Origin of the sequence: Lactobacillus johnsonii, assembly GCF_013487865.1 — a bacterium.
In the GTDB taxonomy this organism is placed as follows: domain Bacteria; phylum Bacillota; class Bacilli; order Lactobacillales; family Lactobacillaceae; genus Lactobacillus; species Lactobacillus johnsonii_A.
Map to the genome: position 1 here is coordinate 22,580 of NZ_CP047409.1, position 16,597 is coordinate 39,176.

Sequence of the window (16,597 nt, forward strand, 5' to 3'; positions counted from 1 at the left end):
TATCCTCAATATTCATACTCAATTAATATTAGTAATGTTTGTCAATGTAACTTATTATATTAAGCTACACTGACATAGTAACATTATTTGAAAGCGTTTTCCATAATAACAAAATAAAATATTACTAACTTAACTAAAAAATCAAAAAAACTCTTGTGTATTAATAAAATATATGATTAAATACATAATTATCATATAAATAGGCTGACTTAGCTCAGTTGGCAGAGCACGTCACTAGTAATGATGAGGTCGAAGGTTCGAATCCTTTAGTCAGCATTATAAGAACAAAAAAGGCGCTAGTTTATCTAGCGTCTTTTTTTATTTTTATGCTAATCATGATTTTCATTTATTTCTATCGCCTTATTTCTACTTGTTTTTTCCTTACGCTTAAGATAGTAAAAAATAGGTAGGCCAACAGCTACTATTCCTAAAAATAGAACTACACCAGCAGGATCATTAAATAGTTCACTGACAACGATAAATAATCCACCTAAAATTGCAACGATTGGTACTAAAGGATAGAGCGGAGTACTAAAAGGACGATTAGAATTTTCTCGTCTTAATTTAAAAATGCCGAAAAAGGCCAAAATATAAAAGCAATATATCGTAAAGACACATAAGTCTGATAAGCGATCAGGATCGAACAATACTAGCATTAAAGTTGCTAATACGGTGATAAAAATAGTAGCAACGATAGGAGATTTTCCTTTTGGAGTTAAATAGGTTAAATAAGATGAAAATGGCAAATCATTTCTTTTAGCCATAGCATAAACAATTCTTGGAAAAGTAATAATTTTACCATTGAGAGTACCAAGCATCGAAATAATTATTCCTAATGTTAATAGCTTTCCACCAATATTACCAAAAGCTTTTGTAGCTAAATACGTAGTTGTATCCTCTCCTAGGCGCTCAATAAGGTCGGCTGGAATAAAGCGTAAGATACCGACTGTAATTAGAGTGTAGATCGTTAAAACAATCGTAATTCCTAAGATAATCGCTTGCGGAAGAACTTTTTGAGGATTTTTCATTTCACCACCTAAGTTCGCAATTAAAATCCAGCCGTCGTAAGCAAACAAGGTAGCTAACACAGCAACTCCAAATCCGCCACTACTTTGTTTAGCGTCAGAAATAGTCTTACCTAGGGCGTTATTTTGACCCCAAAAGATACCAAAAATAATAATTGCAGCAATCGGAATCATTTTTCCAATTGTAGTAATAACAGAAAATGCGGCACCTATCTTATTGTCTAAAAAATTAATCATACTGATAAAAAGCATACAGCCGATTGATAGAGGAATGCGCCAGGAATCATCTAGATTAAAGAAATTAGCGATAAGAATTCCGGTAAAACCACCTACGGCTGCAATAATTGCTGGGCCATAGACGATAACTTGCATCCATCCGTCTAGAAAACCAAGAATCCGCCCATATAACTTCTCGATATAAACATATAATCCGCCAGTATATGGCATTTGAGCTCCAATTTCAGCAATTGTTAAACCAGCTGCTAGTGTAATAACACCACCAAAGATCCAAGCACTAATAGCTAGGGTTGAATTATGAGCACTTTGGAGAACTGAAGCTTGTTTGAAAAAGATACCTGATCCGATGATTGTCCCAATAACAATTGAAATAGCTGAAAAGAAGCCTAACGAACGCTTAAGATGGTTTTGTTGTTTCATCTTGATAATCCTTTCTAAAAGAAAAAAAGCCCAGATTCACAAAAATCACTCTGCTACAAAAGTGATTAAGTGAATCCAGGCTTTTTTTGAAATATTTGGCTACACAAAATCACTCATGTTCCACTGGAGGTGGAAGATGAGGAGGAAGAAGTATTTAAATTAGTGCGGTGTAAATATTTCATGATTTTAACTCCTAAATGATTTTATATTAGAATATCATGATATTATTAAAAAGCAAATAATAAATACATCTTTAATTAAGCAATTAATTTTATTGTAAAAAAGTTTTGCTTTTTCCAAAATCATCTGCTATACTAGTTAACGTTGTGAGAAACGCTGACTTAGCTCAGTTGGCAGAGCACGTCACTAGTAATGATGAGGTCGAAGGTTCGAATCCTTTAGTCAGCATTATAAAGACTCACTTTTATTGATTAACCTTGATTTATCAACGTTTTTACGAAGATAAGTTAAGGTTAATTTTTTTGTGTGAAGAAAATGATGCACACTAAGTGCACGCAGTTAAATTATTAAAGTGCAATTTTTGCACACAGTTTTTAGAGTGGAATAATGATTAAAGCAAGTGTTCAGGCATGATATACTTACTTTTTTTTAGTAGTTAACATTAAGATGAAATAAAAAGATTTGAAAATGGTAAGATGAACTGGCCCAAGAATCAAGATGAGGTAAAAGCACTAACTTCTGAACAAGTTGATTGGTTAATGCAGGGCTTCTCTATTACGCCAAAAATAAATGGGCTGTTTGTCAAATCCTGTTGATGAATAGTTTGTAAAGAGAGCTAAGCAACTAGAAAATAGTTGTTTGGCTCTTTTTCTTTTACAATATTTTCTTCAAGTCTAATTCTAATTAATAAATGTTTGAAATTTCTATAGCCATAAGCAGTACGTTCAATTTGCTTAATCTTCCGATTGACACCTTCAAGACAACCATTAGAGTAGTTAGAAGATATACCGTTTAGGACACCGGTATAATTATGCTTAAAGGTCAGTAGTGTTTGATGCATTTGTTTACCAACACTTTGTTTTGAATGAAGTAGATGGATAACTTTCTTTTCATCGTTATCCTGAATAGCAGTCATAAAGTCCTGCATAACCCAATAAGTATTTTCTAAGGTTTGGTCACAATCTAAACCATCTAAGACAACATGTTCCTGAGTGAGAGAGTCTTTAAAGTGCCAATCGTAGTAGGGAGTAGTCTTATTAAGTTTGTCATATTTCATGAGATAAAGCTTCCAAGGAGACTTTAAAAGCTTATATTCATGGCTTTGCTTTTTAAATTGCTTCATGATTTGAACTCTGAAAATATTAAACGATCTAGTAAGCATTTGAACCATATGAAAACGGTCAATAACTATCTGAGCATTTGGAAATAATTCTCTAGCAACTAAAGGATAATAACAATTAAGATCCATAGTTACTGTTTTAACCATTGCACGAGCTTTAGGAGTGAACTTGTAAAAATAGCGTAGAATATCAGGTTTGAAACGAGTTCTAAGAATTTGAACAACTTTGTGAGTATCACCATCTAGACAAATAAAGTGAAGCTTTTTGCCTACACCTTTGAATTCATCAAAGGCTAAGTGTTCAGGGAGATGATCAAAGTCATCATAGAACTTAGAAGAGCAGGCTTCTAATACTCTTTGAACCGTGTTGACAGATACATTATGTTCTCTAGCAATGCTGGTCATTGAACGATCTTCAGTAAGAGCAGAAAGTATTTTTCGCTTAGAAGTGTTAGAGATATAGGAGCCTTTATTAACCAGATTAGATTGAGCCATAGATCTTTTTAAACAGTCATTGCAGAGAACACGTTGTTTTCTTAATCTGATAGTAACGGGCTTACTAGCATCAGCAGTAATGAAACGAACGTTAGAAACGTAATGACCGTTATGCTTAAGATTAGTAGAACGACAATAAGGACAATGGGACTGAATAAGTTCAGCTACATAGAGATTATGATATTTGCCGTTAATATATTTTTTAAAATAATCAGAAAAATAATATTAGGATCTTCAATATTGAGATGAAATTTAATACAATCATTGTTAGAGGACATAAGCAATCACCTTTATTCTTTAGAGTGGAATCAGAAGATTTAATGCAGTGAGGCTTATGGCCTCTTTCTTTGTGCAATAAAAATCCTGTCGATAGAATATCATAGATATCCATCAACAGGAAAAAGTATAGAGCCCTATTAATAACTTAAATGAAGAAATAGCCCTTCTCAGAGAACAAGTAGCGTACTTAACGCAAAAGAGATACGGTAAATCTTCTGAACAGATGCCACTATCTGGTCAAACCAGTTTGTTTGAAGAAGATCAAATTAGTGAAGATGATGATCTTCCCAGGAGAAGAGCCAGAAGAAACTATTATCTATAAGAGAAGTAAACATAAAGCTAAAAGAGAAGCTATTCTATCAGCTTTTCCTTCAGAAGAAGTACATCATAAACTATCTGAAGCAGAACAAATCTGTTCAGATTGCCAACATGAATTAAAAGAAATTGGCTCCTGGATTGTAAGAAAAGAATTAGTCTTTATTCCTGCACAAATTAAGCGGCTCGATCATATACAGCATGCTTACAAGTGTAAACATTGCAGCTTAAATAATGAAAGAGACAAAATTATTAAAGCACCTATTCCTAAGGCTCCTTTAGCCCATAGTTATGGTTCAAGTTCAATTATTGCTCATAGTATTTACCAAAAGTATGAGTTAAAAATACCAGCTTACCGTCAAAAGAACGACTGGCAAAAGCTAGGCTTGCCTATTCAAAGACAAGATCTAGTTAACTGGCAAATGAAGTGCAGTGAATATTACTTCAAACCGCTTTATGACTTATTGAAGGAAAGACTTCTGCAACAGGAGATTCTTCATGCAGATGAAACCAGTTATCGAGTACTTGAAAGTGAAACTATTAAAACTTACTATTGGACTTTCTTATCGGGCAAACAAGAAAAGAAACCAATAATTCTTTATCATCATGACCCACACCGCAGCGGTAAAGTTGCGATAGACTTTTTAGGCAATTTTTCCGGGTATCTTCACTGTGATATGTGGCAAGCTTATAAGCCATTATCTAGTACAACGCTAGTTGGCTGCTGGGCACATGTTAGAAGAAAGTTTAAAGAAGCAATGCCACCTACTAATAAGGGAAAGTCTCTGTCTAAACAAGGGGTTCACTATTGTAATAGGATGTTTACCTTAGAGAGGTCATGGGAGAAGCTATCTAATGAAGAACGATATCAAAGACGACAAAAAGAACTAAAGCCTTTATTTGAAGAATTCTTCGACTGGTGTCGAAATAATCAACCGATGGTTTTACCAGGATCCAAGCTTGGTAAAGCGATTGCTTATGCACTGAATCATGAAGAGACCTTCAAGAATGTCTTGCTTGATAGCAAACTGGTTTTATCTAATAATCACGCAGAACGAGCAATCAAAACATTAGTGATTGGACGAAAGAACTGGTTATTCTCACAAAGCTTTGAAGGTGCACAATCATCAGCTATAATTTTGAGTTTAATTGAGACAGCCAAAAGAAATAGCCTTGATTCAGAAAAATATATTGAATACTTACTAGATAAATTACCAAATGAAGATACTCTGACAGATAAAGAAGCACTGTCGGCTTATTTACCATGGACAAAAGAAGTTCAGAAAGTATGTAAAACATAAAGCGGCCTAGCAGATACACTCTGTATCAAAGCTAGGCCGCTTTATGTTTTACATACTTCAGTTTTTGACGCTTACCTTACGATGCTTACGACTTTTAGAAGAAAAATATTATAAAGAAAAAGAATTAAGCAACCATTATGAGGCAGTTTGATTCTTTCCATTTATTTTTTAGCAACAGAATTTGCCAAAAAATATGATTTCTGTCTTTTTAACTTTCAGTTATTACAAAAAATAAAAACCTATAGTAGAACTTATTTTGTATGCTTTCTATTATCACTCAGATTAAATAGGGTAAGTACTGAAGCTAAAGCTACGCTGATGATACCAAGAATTGAGTTGGAATGTTTCTCTCCAGTTTGTGGCAAAATTTCTTTCTTTTGATTAACTGAAACAGGAGTTTTTGGTTTAGGGTAAGTTGTTGGCTTTGGAGGATTGGATGGAGTAGGAGGATTGGATGGAGTAGGAGGGTTAGATGGAGTAGGAGGGTTAGATGGAGTAGGAGGGTTAGATGGAGTAGGAGGGTTAGATGGAGTAGGAGGGTTGGATGGAGTAGGAGGATTAGATGGAGTAGGTATAGTACTTCCAGAGATACTACCTGTATTAAAGCCAGTATAGGTTTGAGTTTGAGTTTGAGTATTATTACCAATTCCTGCTGCAGTCATATTAGGCAAAATAATTTTGGAATAAGAAACTGCCGGACCACTCCCCCCGTCAAAAGGTGAAGTCTCTTTCATTTCTTGTGGTAGTAATTGTGTATCAATTTGGAAGAAATAAGCACCTTTTCTTGAGTAATCTTGACCATCAACTAAGAATGGTCCATTTTGGTTAATCTCAATACCATTATTATTGAAAGTTTTGTTATCAGGATTTTGAGAAACTAAATTTCGTAAAAAGTTTTCAAAGTCGGTGTCTTCGTTTGCAAAAGTACCATTGCTGCCGTCATATTGCCCAACGATTTTTTGATAAATTTCTGAACTTATCTTAGTTCTGTTACCTGCTTGTGTAAGTAACTGAGGGTCAGTGATATGAAATACTTTAATGGACGAAGGTACAATTCTTTGATTATCGGTGAATTTAATAAATGCTTTAACATTGTCAAGTGGATCAAGGGTTGGTCCCACGCCTTTTCCAAAGTTCCAGTCAAACATATATTGCATTAAACGAGCTTGATTTTCAGGCCCCTCTAATTCATTTGCATTAACATTCTCAGGTCCGGTATAGGTTACTGATACATTGTCGCCATAAGTTTCAATATAACGTCCATCTGAAACTTTCCCTGTTGAATTGGGGATAGCAGCGTTGTTAGGAATGTTATCGTTAGGATTCCAAGTAACCTTAGGACCAGAAATAAATCCGTGCAATATTTCTTGCTCATTTACATTATCCTCGTATTTCTTAATAGTAGAAACAAATTCTTTTTGAACAGATGGGGTTTGAGGCAATTTAACAGTAACAGTATTCGTAACTTCAACAGAATTACTAGTAGAACTATTTGGTAAATTACCATTTACGCTAATTGAAATATTGGATGAATGTATTTGATAATTTTGCTCATTTCCGTGATAAGTAAATGTAAATATGGTAGCATCATCATTGTTTGAGGATGTAGTAGTCCAATTATCATTCAAAACAGGAAGACTGTCAGTTTTAACTTTTAAATTATGGTTACTGATGGAAATTGAAAAACTATCATTATCGTTAAAAACAGGAAGCGAGTCGCCACTTCCTGAAATGTTAACATTAACTTGACCAGAATTTCCATCGGTGACTAATTCATTGGTACCAGTTGTGGATATGTCAACTGTATACTGATCAGTAGACGTTGATACAGCCTTACTTTCTAGTAAAGAACTTCTAGAAAATGGGGGGGTAGAACCACTGTTCGTATTTAAAGTCACAGTTCTACTTTCTACAGTGTTTCCATCTGTGGCAACGTTGGTAACTGAAGATTCTTCATTAGCTTTTTGTGCAGCAACACCTGTGTTAATATCACTAGATTTGACTATAGTTAGAGTACTATTTGTCGGTTGAATATTGCTACTACTTTGTTGATTTTTTTCGAGTTGATTATTAGAAGCAGCTGCTTGCACTGAGTTATTAGTAACAAACAAAAAACTGGTTCCTAAAGCAACTGTAGATAAACCAATAGATAGTTTTCTAAAACCGAATTTCTGCTTGCTATATAATTTGGCATTAAATAAATTATCATTCTTATGTTTCATATTTAGACATTCCTTTTTAATTTAAAGAATTTTACATTTTTCGTTCACTTGTAATGAGACATTACAAAAATATCTACAAATCATATTATATAAGGTGCGAGGTATTAGGTATATCTTTTTAAAACATTTAAATCCGGGAAATTAATTTAACACACAATTTGCCACAACAAAATAATTAGAGACGCTTGATATATTGTAATATTGAGAAGTTGCAGTTGAAACTTCTATGCTTTTAGTCAGCACATGTTAAAAGTCCTAACTTAATAGTTAGGACTTTTTTTGTTGCATTTTTCACTTTATATAATAAGTAAAAAGTTTTAATACCAATAAATTTATTTTATTCATGATTGCCATCTTTCATAGATATTGAACTCTATACCATTAAAATTGGTCTATACACATATAACTGAAAGCGCTATATTTGATGTGGAATAAGAAATTTGGGAGGAGATATTATGAATAAGTTTATGCATTGGCTTCAAACTAAACTAATGCCACCAATGGCAAAAGTAGGGAATAATAAATACTTGGTTGCTATTCGAGATGGTCTAGTTGTGACACTACCTGCAGTAATTGGTGGATCAATTTTCTTAATTATTGGTAATCTGCCTATACCGGCATGGACGAATTTTATCAAGCCATATAGTTGGATGTTGAATCAAGCTGTTAGTGGATCATTTAGAATCATATCGTTGCGAGCAGTAATCGGAATTTCATATCAACTTGCTAGAAAAGTTGATGTAGACGCAATTTAAAGTGTAGGATTATCAGTCATGACATTTATCATTTGCTCTTTTAATGATAAACATGTATTGAATTATGATAATTTAGGGTCAAATGGGATCTTTACTTCTATTTTGACAGCATTTGTAGCAACATTAATTTTTGCCTTTTTTGTTAAGAAGAAGATTATTATCAAGCTTCCAGAAGGAGTACCAACGGCAGTATCAAATTCCTTTGTAGCGTTATTACCTGGTATGACTGTATTAGGTCTGTTTTGGCTTGTTAGAGTAGTTTTGATAGATATTAATCAGGTTATTCAAACGATTTTCCATCCATTAGTATTTGCTCTAAATTCATTGCCAGGAATTTTAGTATACACATTTATGGTCAGTTTGCTCTGGGTATGTGGTATTCATGGAGATATGACTCTAGAAGGAATTTCAGATCCGATATTTTTACAATTCTTAACAGCAAATGCCACAGCTTATGCGCATCATCAGCCACTACCGTACATAACAGCTTCTGGATTTTCTAGTTTATTAGTTAATGTTGGTGGTACTGGTGCAACTTTAACGTTAGTTGTTCTAATGCTATTTTCTAAAAGTAAGGCTTATCGTGATTTAGGTAGAGTAGCATTTCCGAGTGCACTTTTTGAAATTAATGAACCTGTTATTTTCGGATTTCCAATTGTGATGAATCCGATGATTATGATTCCATTTATCCTTGTTCCGTTAGTATTAGCTACTTTGAGCTATATTTTAATTGCGATCCATTGGATTACCGCACCGGTTGTGATGGTTCCATGGACGATGCCACCAATTATTGGTCCAATGATGGCATGTGGCTGGGATTGGCGTGCAGGCGTTTGGTCAGCTATTGAATGTATTATTGCAACATGTATGTGCTATCCATTCTTTAAGGCATGCGAAAGACAAATGTTAGAAAAGGTAAAAGCAGATGAAGTTAAATAAAGATAAAGAAACTTTAGATCAAGTAGCACCATTAGTTGAGTATGCTTTTTTTAAAAATAATGATATACGTAAGGATTCCAATTTTTTAACCATAGTATGGATTTTGGTGAATATAAGGATAACCATCTTGCTAGCTATATTATGGTAAATGAATTTAAGAGTAGAATTTTTGCTAAAACAGTTAAAATGGGTGGAGTTGGCTATGTTGCTTCTTATCCCGAAAATCGTGGTCAGGGTGATATTAATCGCTTGATGAAAGAAATTATTTTAGAATTACACGATCAAAATTATGCAATTTCTAATCTGGTCCCATTTTCAGAGACTTTTTATCGTCGTTATGGCTATGAAAATGCTATTTATGAAAAAATGTATCAAATTGAGCCTGCCTATTTACGTTTCTTTAAACCTATCAAAGAGGGAAAAGTGATTCGTGGCAAATGGCAGGATTTAATCTTAAGAGATGCTGTTATTAAGTTATATCAGGATAAATTAGATCAAAATGATCAAAGAAATACGGTTAATCGCGAAAATTGGTGGTGGAATAGGTTAGATACTTACTATCCTGGTAGGTCAATTTGTGTTTACTTTGATAAAAATAAACAACCACAGGGATATATGTTTTACCGAATTGTTGAGCGCAATTTCCGAGCAGAAGAAATGTACTACCAAGCTCCGCAAGCAGCTAAAGATCTACTTAGTATTATTGCAAGCCACAGCTCAAGCGACTTGAAGTACTATGTAAAAATGCCTGAAGATAGTTTGTTAGGAGAATTTTTCCCTGAACAAGAAGGAATTACTGTAAAGACAATCCCTTATATGATGACTAGAATAATTGATGTTAAACAGGTATTAGAAGGGTTGCCTTTAGTTAACAATAAGAAACTAAGGTAAGAAAAGTAGAAATATCACCAGACTATACTGCTTCTCTAACTAACTGGACAAAAGTGCTTTTAGGTCATTTAACTTTAAAGCAGGCAGTTCAATTAGGTTTTGTTAAAGAAAATCACCCAGTTGATAATGACTTTGTTAAAGGCGAAGTCTCATTTTATGATTACTTTTAATTAAAAATAGTTTTTCTGTTGTTCTAGAACGGAAAAACTATTTTTTGTTATAGCCAGCAATATCCCAGTCTGTAAATTTGTAGTTTAATTTTTTATGATAGGCTTTTTCATAAGCTTGTTTCTTTTGTTGGTAGTCAATTTCTTGCATTTTTTGTGCATTTTCGCTGGTTGAGAGCTTAGGATTAGGATAGATAGTTGGTAAGACATGAAGAATCCAGTGAGTTTTATTAAATTCAGGATGCAATATCTCTCGCTTTTTTGTGTCTTTAATTTCAACAAAACAAGAAATAATAGGAACATTCATTTTAGCTGCATAATAATAGGCACCTTTTTGCAAGGGTCGAGGTTTGCGATAATTTTGCCATAATTCTTGCTCTGGATAAATTACAATCCAATTATTTCTAATCAGAATTCGCTCTAAGTGTCTTGGAAAATCCCGTCCTAAATACTCTATGCTAGCAGTAACGGGAATGCTGTCGATGTTTCTCATTAGGAATCCAATCCAGCTAGGAAGTTTGAGGTTAGTATCTTCAATAACAAAGTACAGTCTCTTATGGTATTTCATTGCTAGACGTTTGAGTGGTAAGCAATCGAACTGATTGTAATGGTTACAAGTAACAATAGCTGAAGAAAGATTCTTGAGCGAAGTAGAGTTATCAATTTTGGTATTGAAAGTTAATATGGGAGTTCCAACATTGAGAATTCCCCGGGCAATTAAATTAATTATTCTAGAAAATAATTTATCATGATTAGCCCAAAAGTTTTTGACTAAGTTCAAGCGTTCTTTTTTACCTAAAATTGGATCATTTGGCTCAACTTTTGCATTAAAATTTTTCTCTTTGACGCTTTTTTTGATATTTAAAATAACTTGTCGCCGATTTTTTCCAATAATCATCTATACTCTCCAAGATTTTATGTGATAGTTATAAGTTCTATTTTATTTATTTTGCTTTTTAAAACCAAATATTATCCCACTCATTGTTTTTCATGCTAAGCTAAGGTAACAGATAAAACACAGAGAGGAGAAATTATAATGAAAGTAGGTATTATTGGTGCTTCAGGTATGGCAGGAAGTGCAATTTATAAATTAGCTAGTCAAAATAAAGATTTAGAAGTAACTGGCATTGTTAGAGACGAAGATAAAGCTAAGAGAGTCTTAGGTAAGGATGCTAAGCTTTTAATTGGCGACGTACTAACAATGGATGACAGTTTACTTCAAGAATTTAATGTGATTGTTGATGCTTTTGGAACTATTCCAGAAAAGGCAAGAGACCAGGTAAAACTTGCTACTAAATTATGCGATTTAGCTAAGAATAAAGATATTAGAGTGATCTTTATTTTAGGAGCTGGTAGTCTTAGAACTGGAATTGATAACCACCTAGTTGTTGAAGATATTAAGAAATTAACTGGTTCTGAAAACTGGATTAATACGTCAAAAGAACAGTTGAATGAATTGAATTACTTAAAGCAAGTTGAAAATGTAGATTGGCTTGGAATTTCACCAGCCTTAACCTTTGAAGCAGGTCCAGAAGCAGCTGGTTACATGTTAGGTAATGATACGCTGCTCTCCAACGATAATAATGAATCTAAAGTAACTTCAGGCACGATGGCACGCTTAGTTGTAAATGAAATTGTTCACCCAGAACACCATAAGGAAAGAATTACTTTAGTTGATGAATAAAAAATAACCGCTACAATGCTCAGGCGCTATAGCGGTTATTTTTATGTAATATTTAATTATTAGCAACTAATGAACGATAAAAGTTGGCTTTGGTTTGACGGTAGTAAGGAGTAATCCAAATAAATCCAATACCGCAAGTAATTAAACCAAGTAAGCCCCAACCGATGAAACTTAAGTCTAGGACAAACAAGTCCATCTTGTGTCCATCCATTAACTTACGACTTTCGGTAATAGCTTCAGTTGCTCCAATATCAGTTTGGCCAGCTGAAAACTTATCTTTCAAAATATATGGCGTCATTGCGTAGGAGTAACCTTTAATGAAGCCAGGAATAATGAATAAAATGGTCCATAAGCTAACAAATAAATTAGTCATAAATAGAGTGGATAAACTATTTTTAAAGCGACCATTGCTATAAGCGCTAAAAATACCAGAATACCAAGTCTCCATCTTGCCTGTTTCAACGAAATCTAGGATTGTGTAGGCAACTCCCCATAAGATCAACCCTGTAATCAAGCCGACAATAAATTCTGAAAGGTTATAGGCTGGCTTATATCCTTGAAGTAAGTTGTCTTTATTAAAACGTAGAACAGTATAAGTAAAATCTTTTCCAGTCCAGATCCAGCGGTTGAGATCCATAATAACGGCGTTAACTAACCAAGCAAAGATAGTTAGGCAAATAGCCCAGCCCCAGTTGCCGCGTAGTTGATCCTTAGCAGCTTGTTTCATTTGTGCACGTGTCATAGTATTACTTCCTCTAACAATATATTAACTTTTATTCAATTATAATCTTACCACTAATCTTTAAGTAATTTGAAAAACTAAATTCTGCTATCTTCTGCTATAATCAAAATTACTAACTTAAATAGAAGAAGGGGTGCTACTTGAAATATAAACAATTAATTTTTGACGTTGATGATACTTTGATCGACTTTGCGGCTACGGAAGATTCATCTTTGCATGCATTATTTAAATCGCACAAGTTGCCTCTTTCTTCTGATTTGCAGAAACAATATCATACTTATAATCAAGGACTTTGGCGCAGGCTTGAACTAGGTGAGATTACGTATGATGAGTTAAGTGAGATGACGTTTCATGATTTCATTAAGGAGCATTTTGATCTAGATATAGATGGAAACGAATGGATGAATGAATACCGTTCCTACTTTGGCGAAGCACACCAGTTATTACCTGGTGTGGAAGACACGCTTAAGTTTGTCAAGAAGCAGGGATACAAGTTAACTGTATTAAGTAACGGTGAAAAGTTTATGCAGCGCCACCGCTTAGAGTTAGCAGGAATTAAGGATTATTTTGATTTGATTGTAACGTCTGAAGAAGCTCATTATTCTAAGCCAAATCCACATGCTTTTGATTATTTCTTTAGTAGAACTGAGATTGGGCCTAATGAAACATTGTTCTTTGGGGATGGTTTACAGTCAGATATTCTAGGCGCTGAAAAATACGGCTTTGATAGTATTTGGTATAACCATCGTCACAGAAAAGATACTATTGGACTTCATCCCTTGTTTGAAGTGGAAACATATCCTGAATTTGTAAAAATAATGCAAAATGATTTTCAAAAAGCATATTAAAAGGAGTGCCTGGAGCACTCCTTTTGTGTTATATACTATTCCTTTTCAAAACCAACCATTAAACCGCCATCTTCGGCATAGAAACTGCAGAGGGCACCGCATTCGCCGATAGTTACTTTAGCATCTGGGAAGTTATCTAAGATAATTTCTTTCATGCTTAGGGCAGAACCTTCATTTTGAACATGATCGATTTGAACGCGGCCACCGTTATAGCCTGACTTGACCATTTCGTCTAAGAGCTTTCTTCTAGCTTTCTTAGCGCCTCGTGCCTTACCCAAAAGTTCAAATTCACCTTTATTGTTGGCAGTTCCGATAACGAAAAGCTTTAACAAACCAGCGATTTTTGCGACTGCTGGTGGGATACGGCCATTATTTCCTAAGTTAGTTAAGTCTTGCAAGGCAAACATTAAGTCAAGATGGTGTTGATACTCTTCAGTAGCCTTAACAATTTCTTCAAAAGACTTATCAGCATTTGCTAGGCTAGCGATTTTTTCAGCTAGTAATCTTAATTGAGGACCAGCTGAGCGAGAATCAAAAACCAAGATCTTAGCTTTTGGATTCTTTTCGTGATATATTTTTGCGGCTTGAGTAGCTGAATTATAACTACCAGAAAGTGCGCTAGTTAAAGTAATAACAAAAATTTCATCGCTGCCCTCAAAGGCTTTTAGCCAGTCATTTACGTTAGGGCAAGCAGATGTAGATTTATTTTTCGTATGCTTTAGCGTATGAAGAAACTTGTCTAAATCAATATCAGGCGTATCCATCCAAAGTTTGCCATCAACGTGAAGTGATAAAGGAACGGTAACGTGATCAATTCCGTTAATTTGATTAGCTGTGATATTCGCAGTTGAATCTGTGATAATTTTTATTGGCATATAGATTACCTCGAATTAAATATATTAATCTGTTTTCTTTCAGTCTAGAGAAGATAGATAGTAAAGTCAAAGAAAAAGCTAGCAAAAAAGACAGCGCTAAGGCTGTCTTGATTAACGTGAAAAAACTAGTCCAAGGAGACCGCCAATTGCGATTAATGCTAAAAGCGGTAGTACTAGATAAGAAACGAAGGCAAATAGCAAGCCAACGATGATTAAGAAACCAACAATTTTTAGCATGCCAATTCCTAGTTTCCAGAACAGCCAAATAATTAATAAGGCTAATAAAAGTGAAAACATATTTCGAACCTTCTTATAAAAATCAATTATATTTTAATATTAATCATAGTACGAATTAAGGAAAAAATGTAGATAAGTTTTTATTAAGAATATTTAGGATAATTTTCGTTAACGAAAGTTGTGTTCAAATACGATAAACTAAGAACATTTTAACCTCTTTATCTAAAAATGATGATAGAGGTGAAGAAAATGAAATGCTTATTGAGATATTTAAAAAAAGAACCAGTAAAGGTTGGGGTTGTAATTATCCTAACAATTATTACTTCTGCTTTGCGTGCTACTCATGCACTAATCAATGTAAATATTCTAAATTCTTTGATCAAATTACAGATGTATAACTTTTTTAACTGGGTAATGATTGATATTGGAGTGTTTGCAATCCTATCTATTTTTCTAATTTTACTTCAAATTCAAACAGCTAAAACAATTGAATTTTTATGCTTGGATTTAAGAAAAGATATTGTTCGCCAAATTGCTAATAAGCCAATTATGAAATACCAGGAAAAAGATACAGGAGTCTATGCTTCCTGGCTAACTAATGATATAAATACAATCGAAAATAATGGTTTTTATAATATTTTACAATCCATTCAAATTATTACCGACCCATTATTTTCAATTATTGCCTTACTACAATTCTCTTGGACATTTATACCTTTAATTTTACTAGTCTCATTTTTAACAGTTTTTTTACCACAAATTGTTCATGATAGATTAGCTAGTGCGAGTTTATCAACTACTCAAGCTAATGAAAATTTACTTAGTACTATTAATGATGGCTTGAGGGGCTTTGCAACATATTCTATTTTTGGCGTTGAGAGACAACTTGAAAATAGAATTACTGGTGCCACGATGGCCTTAATTGGTAAGAAAGTACGACAAGCGAAATATCAAGCAGTAGCTAATAATATTGCTGGTTTTTCAAATATTTTAGGACAAACTGGTATTGAAGCTTGGACTGGTTTTCTAGCTCTGCAAAAAAGTATTTCCATTGGTGTAATCGGATCTTCAGGAAATTTGTCCTACAATGTTTTTAATTCATTAGCTGCGATTGCACCAATGTGGGCAGAAATGACTGCGTTGACGCCAATTTTTGAAAAATATCATCTTGATGATAAAAGTAAGCCTAAACAAATTGGTAGAACACTTGAAAATAATGATTTTCAATGTTTAGATATTAAGAATCTACAAATTTCTTTTGGAGATAAACCAGTTTTTAAGCAACCATTAAATTTACATATAAGTAAAAATCAAAAGATTGCTCTTGATGGCGATTCTGGTAGTGGTAAAAGTACACTTTTAAAAATAATTTCAGGTCAAATAAAAAATTATCAGGGGTCAGTTAAAATTAATAATCAAGATGAAAAAACTCTCAGTTATGATGCCATTAGAGAAACATTGATTTATGTGGATCAGATTCCATATTTATTTAACGGGACGATTCGTTATAACTTAGAGTTAGGTGAGCATTTTAGCGATCAAGAGATATTCGATGCCTTAAGAAAAGCTGATTTGTTTGATTATGTTAAAGAGTTATCAGCAGGATTAAATACAAAAGTTGGCGAAAATGGCACAAAAATGTCTGGAGGACAGAAGCAAAGATTAGCTTTAGCCCGTGGCTTACTAAGAAATAGAAAGCTATTTTTATTAGATGAGAGTACAAGCAGTTTAGATAAGAAAAGTGCTTTGAATGTTGAAAATATCTTTCTGAGTCAACCAGATATTACAGTTATTTTTGTTAGCCATCAGCTACATGATGAAAACAAACAGAAATTTGATAGGATCATTAAGATATAAAAGAGATG

13 protein-coding genes, 2 tRNA genes and 2 pseudogenes are annotated in these 16,597 nt (G+C 33.7%); 10 read left to right on the top strand and 7 right to left on the bottom strand.

The window, feature by feature from the left end:
- The first annotated feature begins 203 nt into the window (after positions 1-203).
- Positions 204-276 (top strand) — tRNA-Thr (locus GTO82_RS00095).
- 53 nt (positions 277-329) lie between these two features.
- Here the strand turns inward: GTO82_RS00095 and GTO82_RS00100 are convergent.
- Entirely contained in the window at positions 330-1,682 is a 1,353-nt protein-coding gene (locus GTO82_RS00100) for an APC family permease (RefSeq protein ID WP_180873348.1), read from the bottom strand.
- A 335-nt stretch (positions 1,683-2,017) separates the two neighbouring features.
- On the opposite strand from GTO82_RS00100, the gene GTO82_RS00105 reads away from it, so the two are divergent.
- Together GTO82_RS00105 and GTO82_RS00110 are read left to right on the top strand one after the other, a co-directional pair.
- Positions 2,018-2,090, top strand: a tRNA-Thr gene (locus GTO82_RS00105).
- A 248-nt stretch (positions 2,091-2,338) separates the two neighbouring features.
- Positions 2,339-2,458 (top strand): hypothetical protein, encoded by a 120-nt coding sequence (locus GTO82_RS00110; RefSeq protein ID WP_180873349.1) that lies wholly within the window; start codon positions 2,339-2,341, stop codon positions 2,456-2,458.
- A 20-nt stretch (positions 2,459-2,478) separates the two neighbouring features.
- Here the strand turns inward: GTO82_RS00110 and GTO82_RS00115 are convergent.
- Positions 2,479-3,755, bottom strand: a pseudogene (locus GTO82_RS00115) (ISL3 family transposase).
- Between the two features lie 137 nt (positions 3,756-3,892).
- Here GTO82_RS00115 and GTO82_RS00120 point away from each other — a divergent pair.
- Positions 3,893-4,078, top strand: a complete 186-nt coding sequence (locus GTO82_RS00120) for an IS66 family transposase (protein WP_180874051.1) — start codon at positions 3,893-3,895, stop codon at positions 4,076-4,078.
- The gene (gene tnpC / locus GTO82_RS00125) at positions 4,026-5,372 is read left to right on the top strand and encodes an IS66 family transposase (protein WP_222125472.1); all 1,347 of its coding nucleotides are present in this window, start codon (positions 4,026-4,028) and stop codon (positions 5,370-5,372) included. Before GTO82_RS00120 ends, tnpC begins: the two co-directional genes overlap by 53 nt.
- Positions 5,373-5,623: 251 nt before the next feature.
- Here the strand turns inward: tnpC and GTO82_RS00130 are convergent, their stop codons facing one another.
- Positions 5,624-7,594 (bottom strand): YSIRK-type signal peptide-containing protein, encoded by a 1,971-nt coding sequence (locus GTO82_RS00130; protein ID WP_180873350.1) that lies wholly within the window; start codon positions 7,592-7,594, stop codon positions 5,624-5,626.
- 500 nt (positions 7,595-8,094) lie between these two features.
- Between GTO82_RS00130 and GTO82_RS00135 the strand changes: the two are divergent.
- Positions 8,095-9,288 (top strand): annotated as a pseudogene (locus GTO82_RS00135) (PTS sugar transporter subunit IIC).
- A 96-nt stretch (positions 9,289-9,384) separates the two neighbouring features.
- Positions 9,385-10,179 (top strand): GNAT family N-acetyltransferase, encoded by a 795-nt coding sequence (locus GTO82_RS00140; protein ID WP_260983162.1) that lies wholly within the window; start codon positions 9,385-9,387, stop codon positions 10,177-10,179.
- 207 nt (positions 10,180-10,386) lie between these two features.
- Here the strand turns inward: GTO82_RS00140 and GTO82_RS00145 are convergent, their stop codons facing one another.
- On the bottom strand, positions 10,387-11,244 hold the full coding sequence (locus tag GTO82_RS00145; protein WP_180873351.1) for a 1-acyl-sn-glycerol-3-phosphate acyltransferase: 858 nt from the start codon (positions 11,242-11,244) through the stop codon (positions 10,387-10,389).
- A gap of 138 nt (positions 11,245-11,382) precedes the next feature.
- On the opposite strand from GTO82_RS00145, the gene GTO82_RS00150 reads away from it, so the two are divergent.
- Positions 11,383-12,030 carry an NAD(P)-dependent oxidoreductase gene (locus tag GTO82_RS00150; protein ID WP_180873352.1) on the top strand — a complete coding sequence of 216 codons (648 nt, stop codon included), beginning with the start codon at positions 11,383-11,385 and terminating at the stop codon, positions 12,028-12,030.
- A 52-nt stretch (positions 12,031-12,082) separates the two neighbouring features.
- Here GTO82_RS00150 and GTO82_RS00155 read toward each other — a convergent pair whose 3' ends face one another.
- The gene (locus GTO82_RS00155; RefSeq protein ID WP_180873353.1) at positions 12,083-12,772 is read right to left on the bottom strand and encodes a DUF975 family protein; all 690 of its coding nucleotides are present in this window, start codon (positions 12,770-12,772) and stop codon (positions 12,083-12,085) included.
- Between the two features lie 140 nt (positions 12,773-12,912).
- Between GTO82_RS00155 and GTO82_RS00160 the strand changes: the two genes are divergently transcribed.
- Complete coding sequence (locus GTO82_RS00160; protein WP_180873354.1) at positions 12,913-13,620, top strand: YjjG family noncanonical pyrimidine nucleotidase; 708 nt, start codon at positions 12,913-12,915, stop codon at positions 13,618-13,620.
- Between the two features lie 35 nt (positions 13,621-13,655).
- Here the strand turns inward: GTO82_RS00160 and GTO82_RS00165 are convergent, their stop codons facing one another.
- Together GTO82_RS00165 and GTO82_RS00170 are read right to left on the bottom strand one after the other, a co-directional pair.
- Positions 13,656-14,495, bottom strand: coding sequence for a DegV family protein (locus GTO82_RS00165; RefSeq protein ID WP_180873355.1), 840 nt, complete (start codon positions 14,493-14,495; stop codon positions 13,656-13,658).
- A 111-nt stretch (positions 14,496-14,606) separates the two neighbouring features.
- Positions 14,607-14,792, bottom strand: coding sequence for a hypothetical protein (locus GTO82_RS00170; RefSeq protein WP_180873356.1), 186 nt, complete (start codon positions 14,790-14,792; stop codon positions 14,607-14,609).
- Between the two features lie 189 nt (positions 14,793-14,981).
- On the opposite strand from GTO82_RS00170, the gene GTO82_RS00175 reads away from it, so the two are divergent.
- Positions 14,982-16,589: an ABC transporter ATP-binding protein gene (locus tag GTO82_RS00175; protein WP_180873357.1), complete on the top strand. Its 1,608-nt coding sequence runs from the start codon at positions 14,982-14,984 to the stop codon at positions 16,587-16,589.
- Positions 16,590-16,597 lie beyond the last annotated feature (8 nt).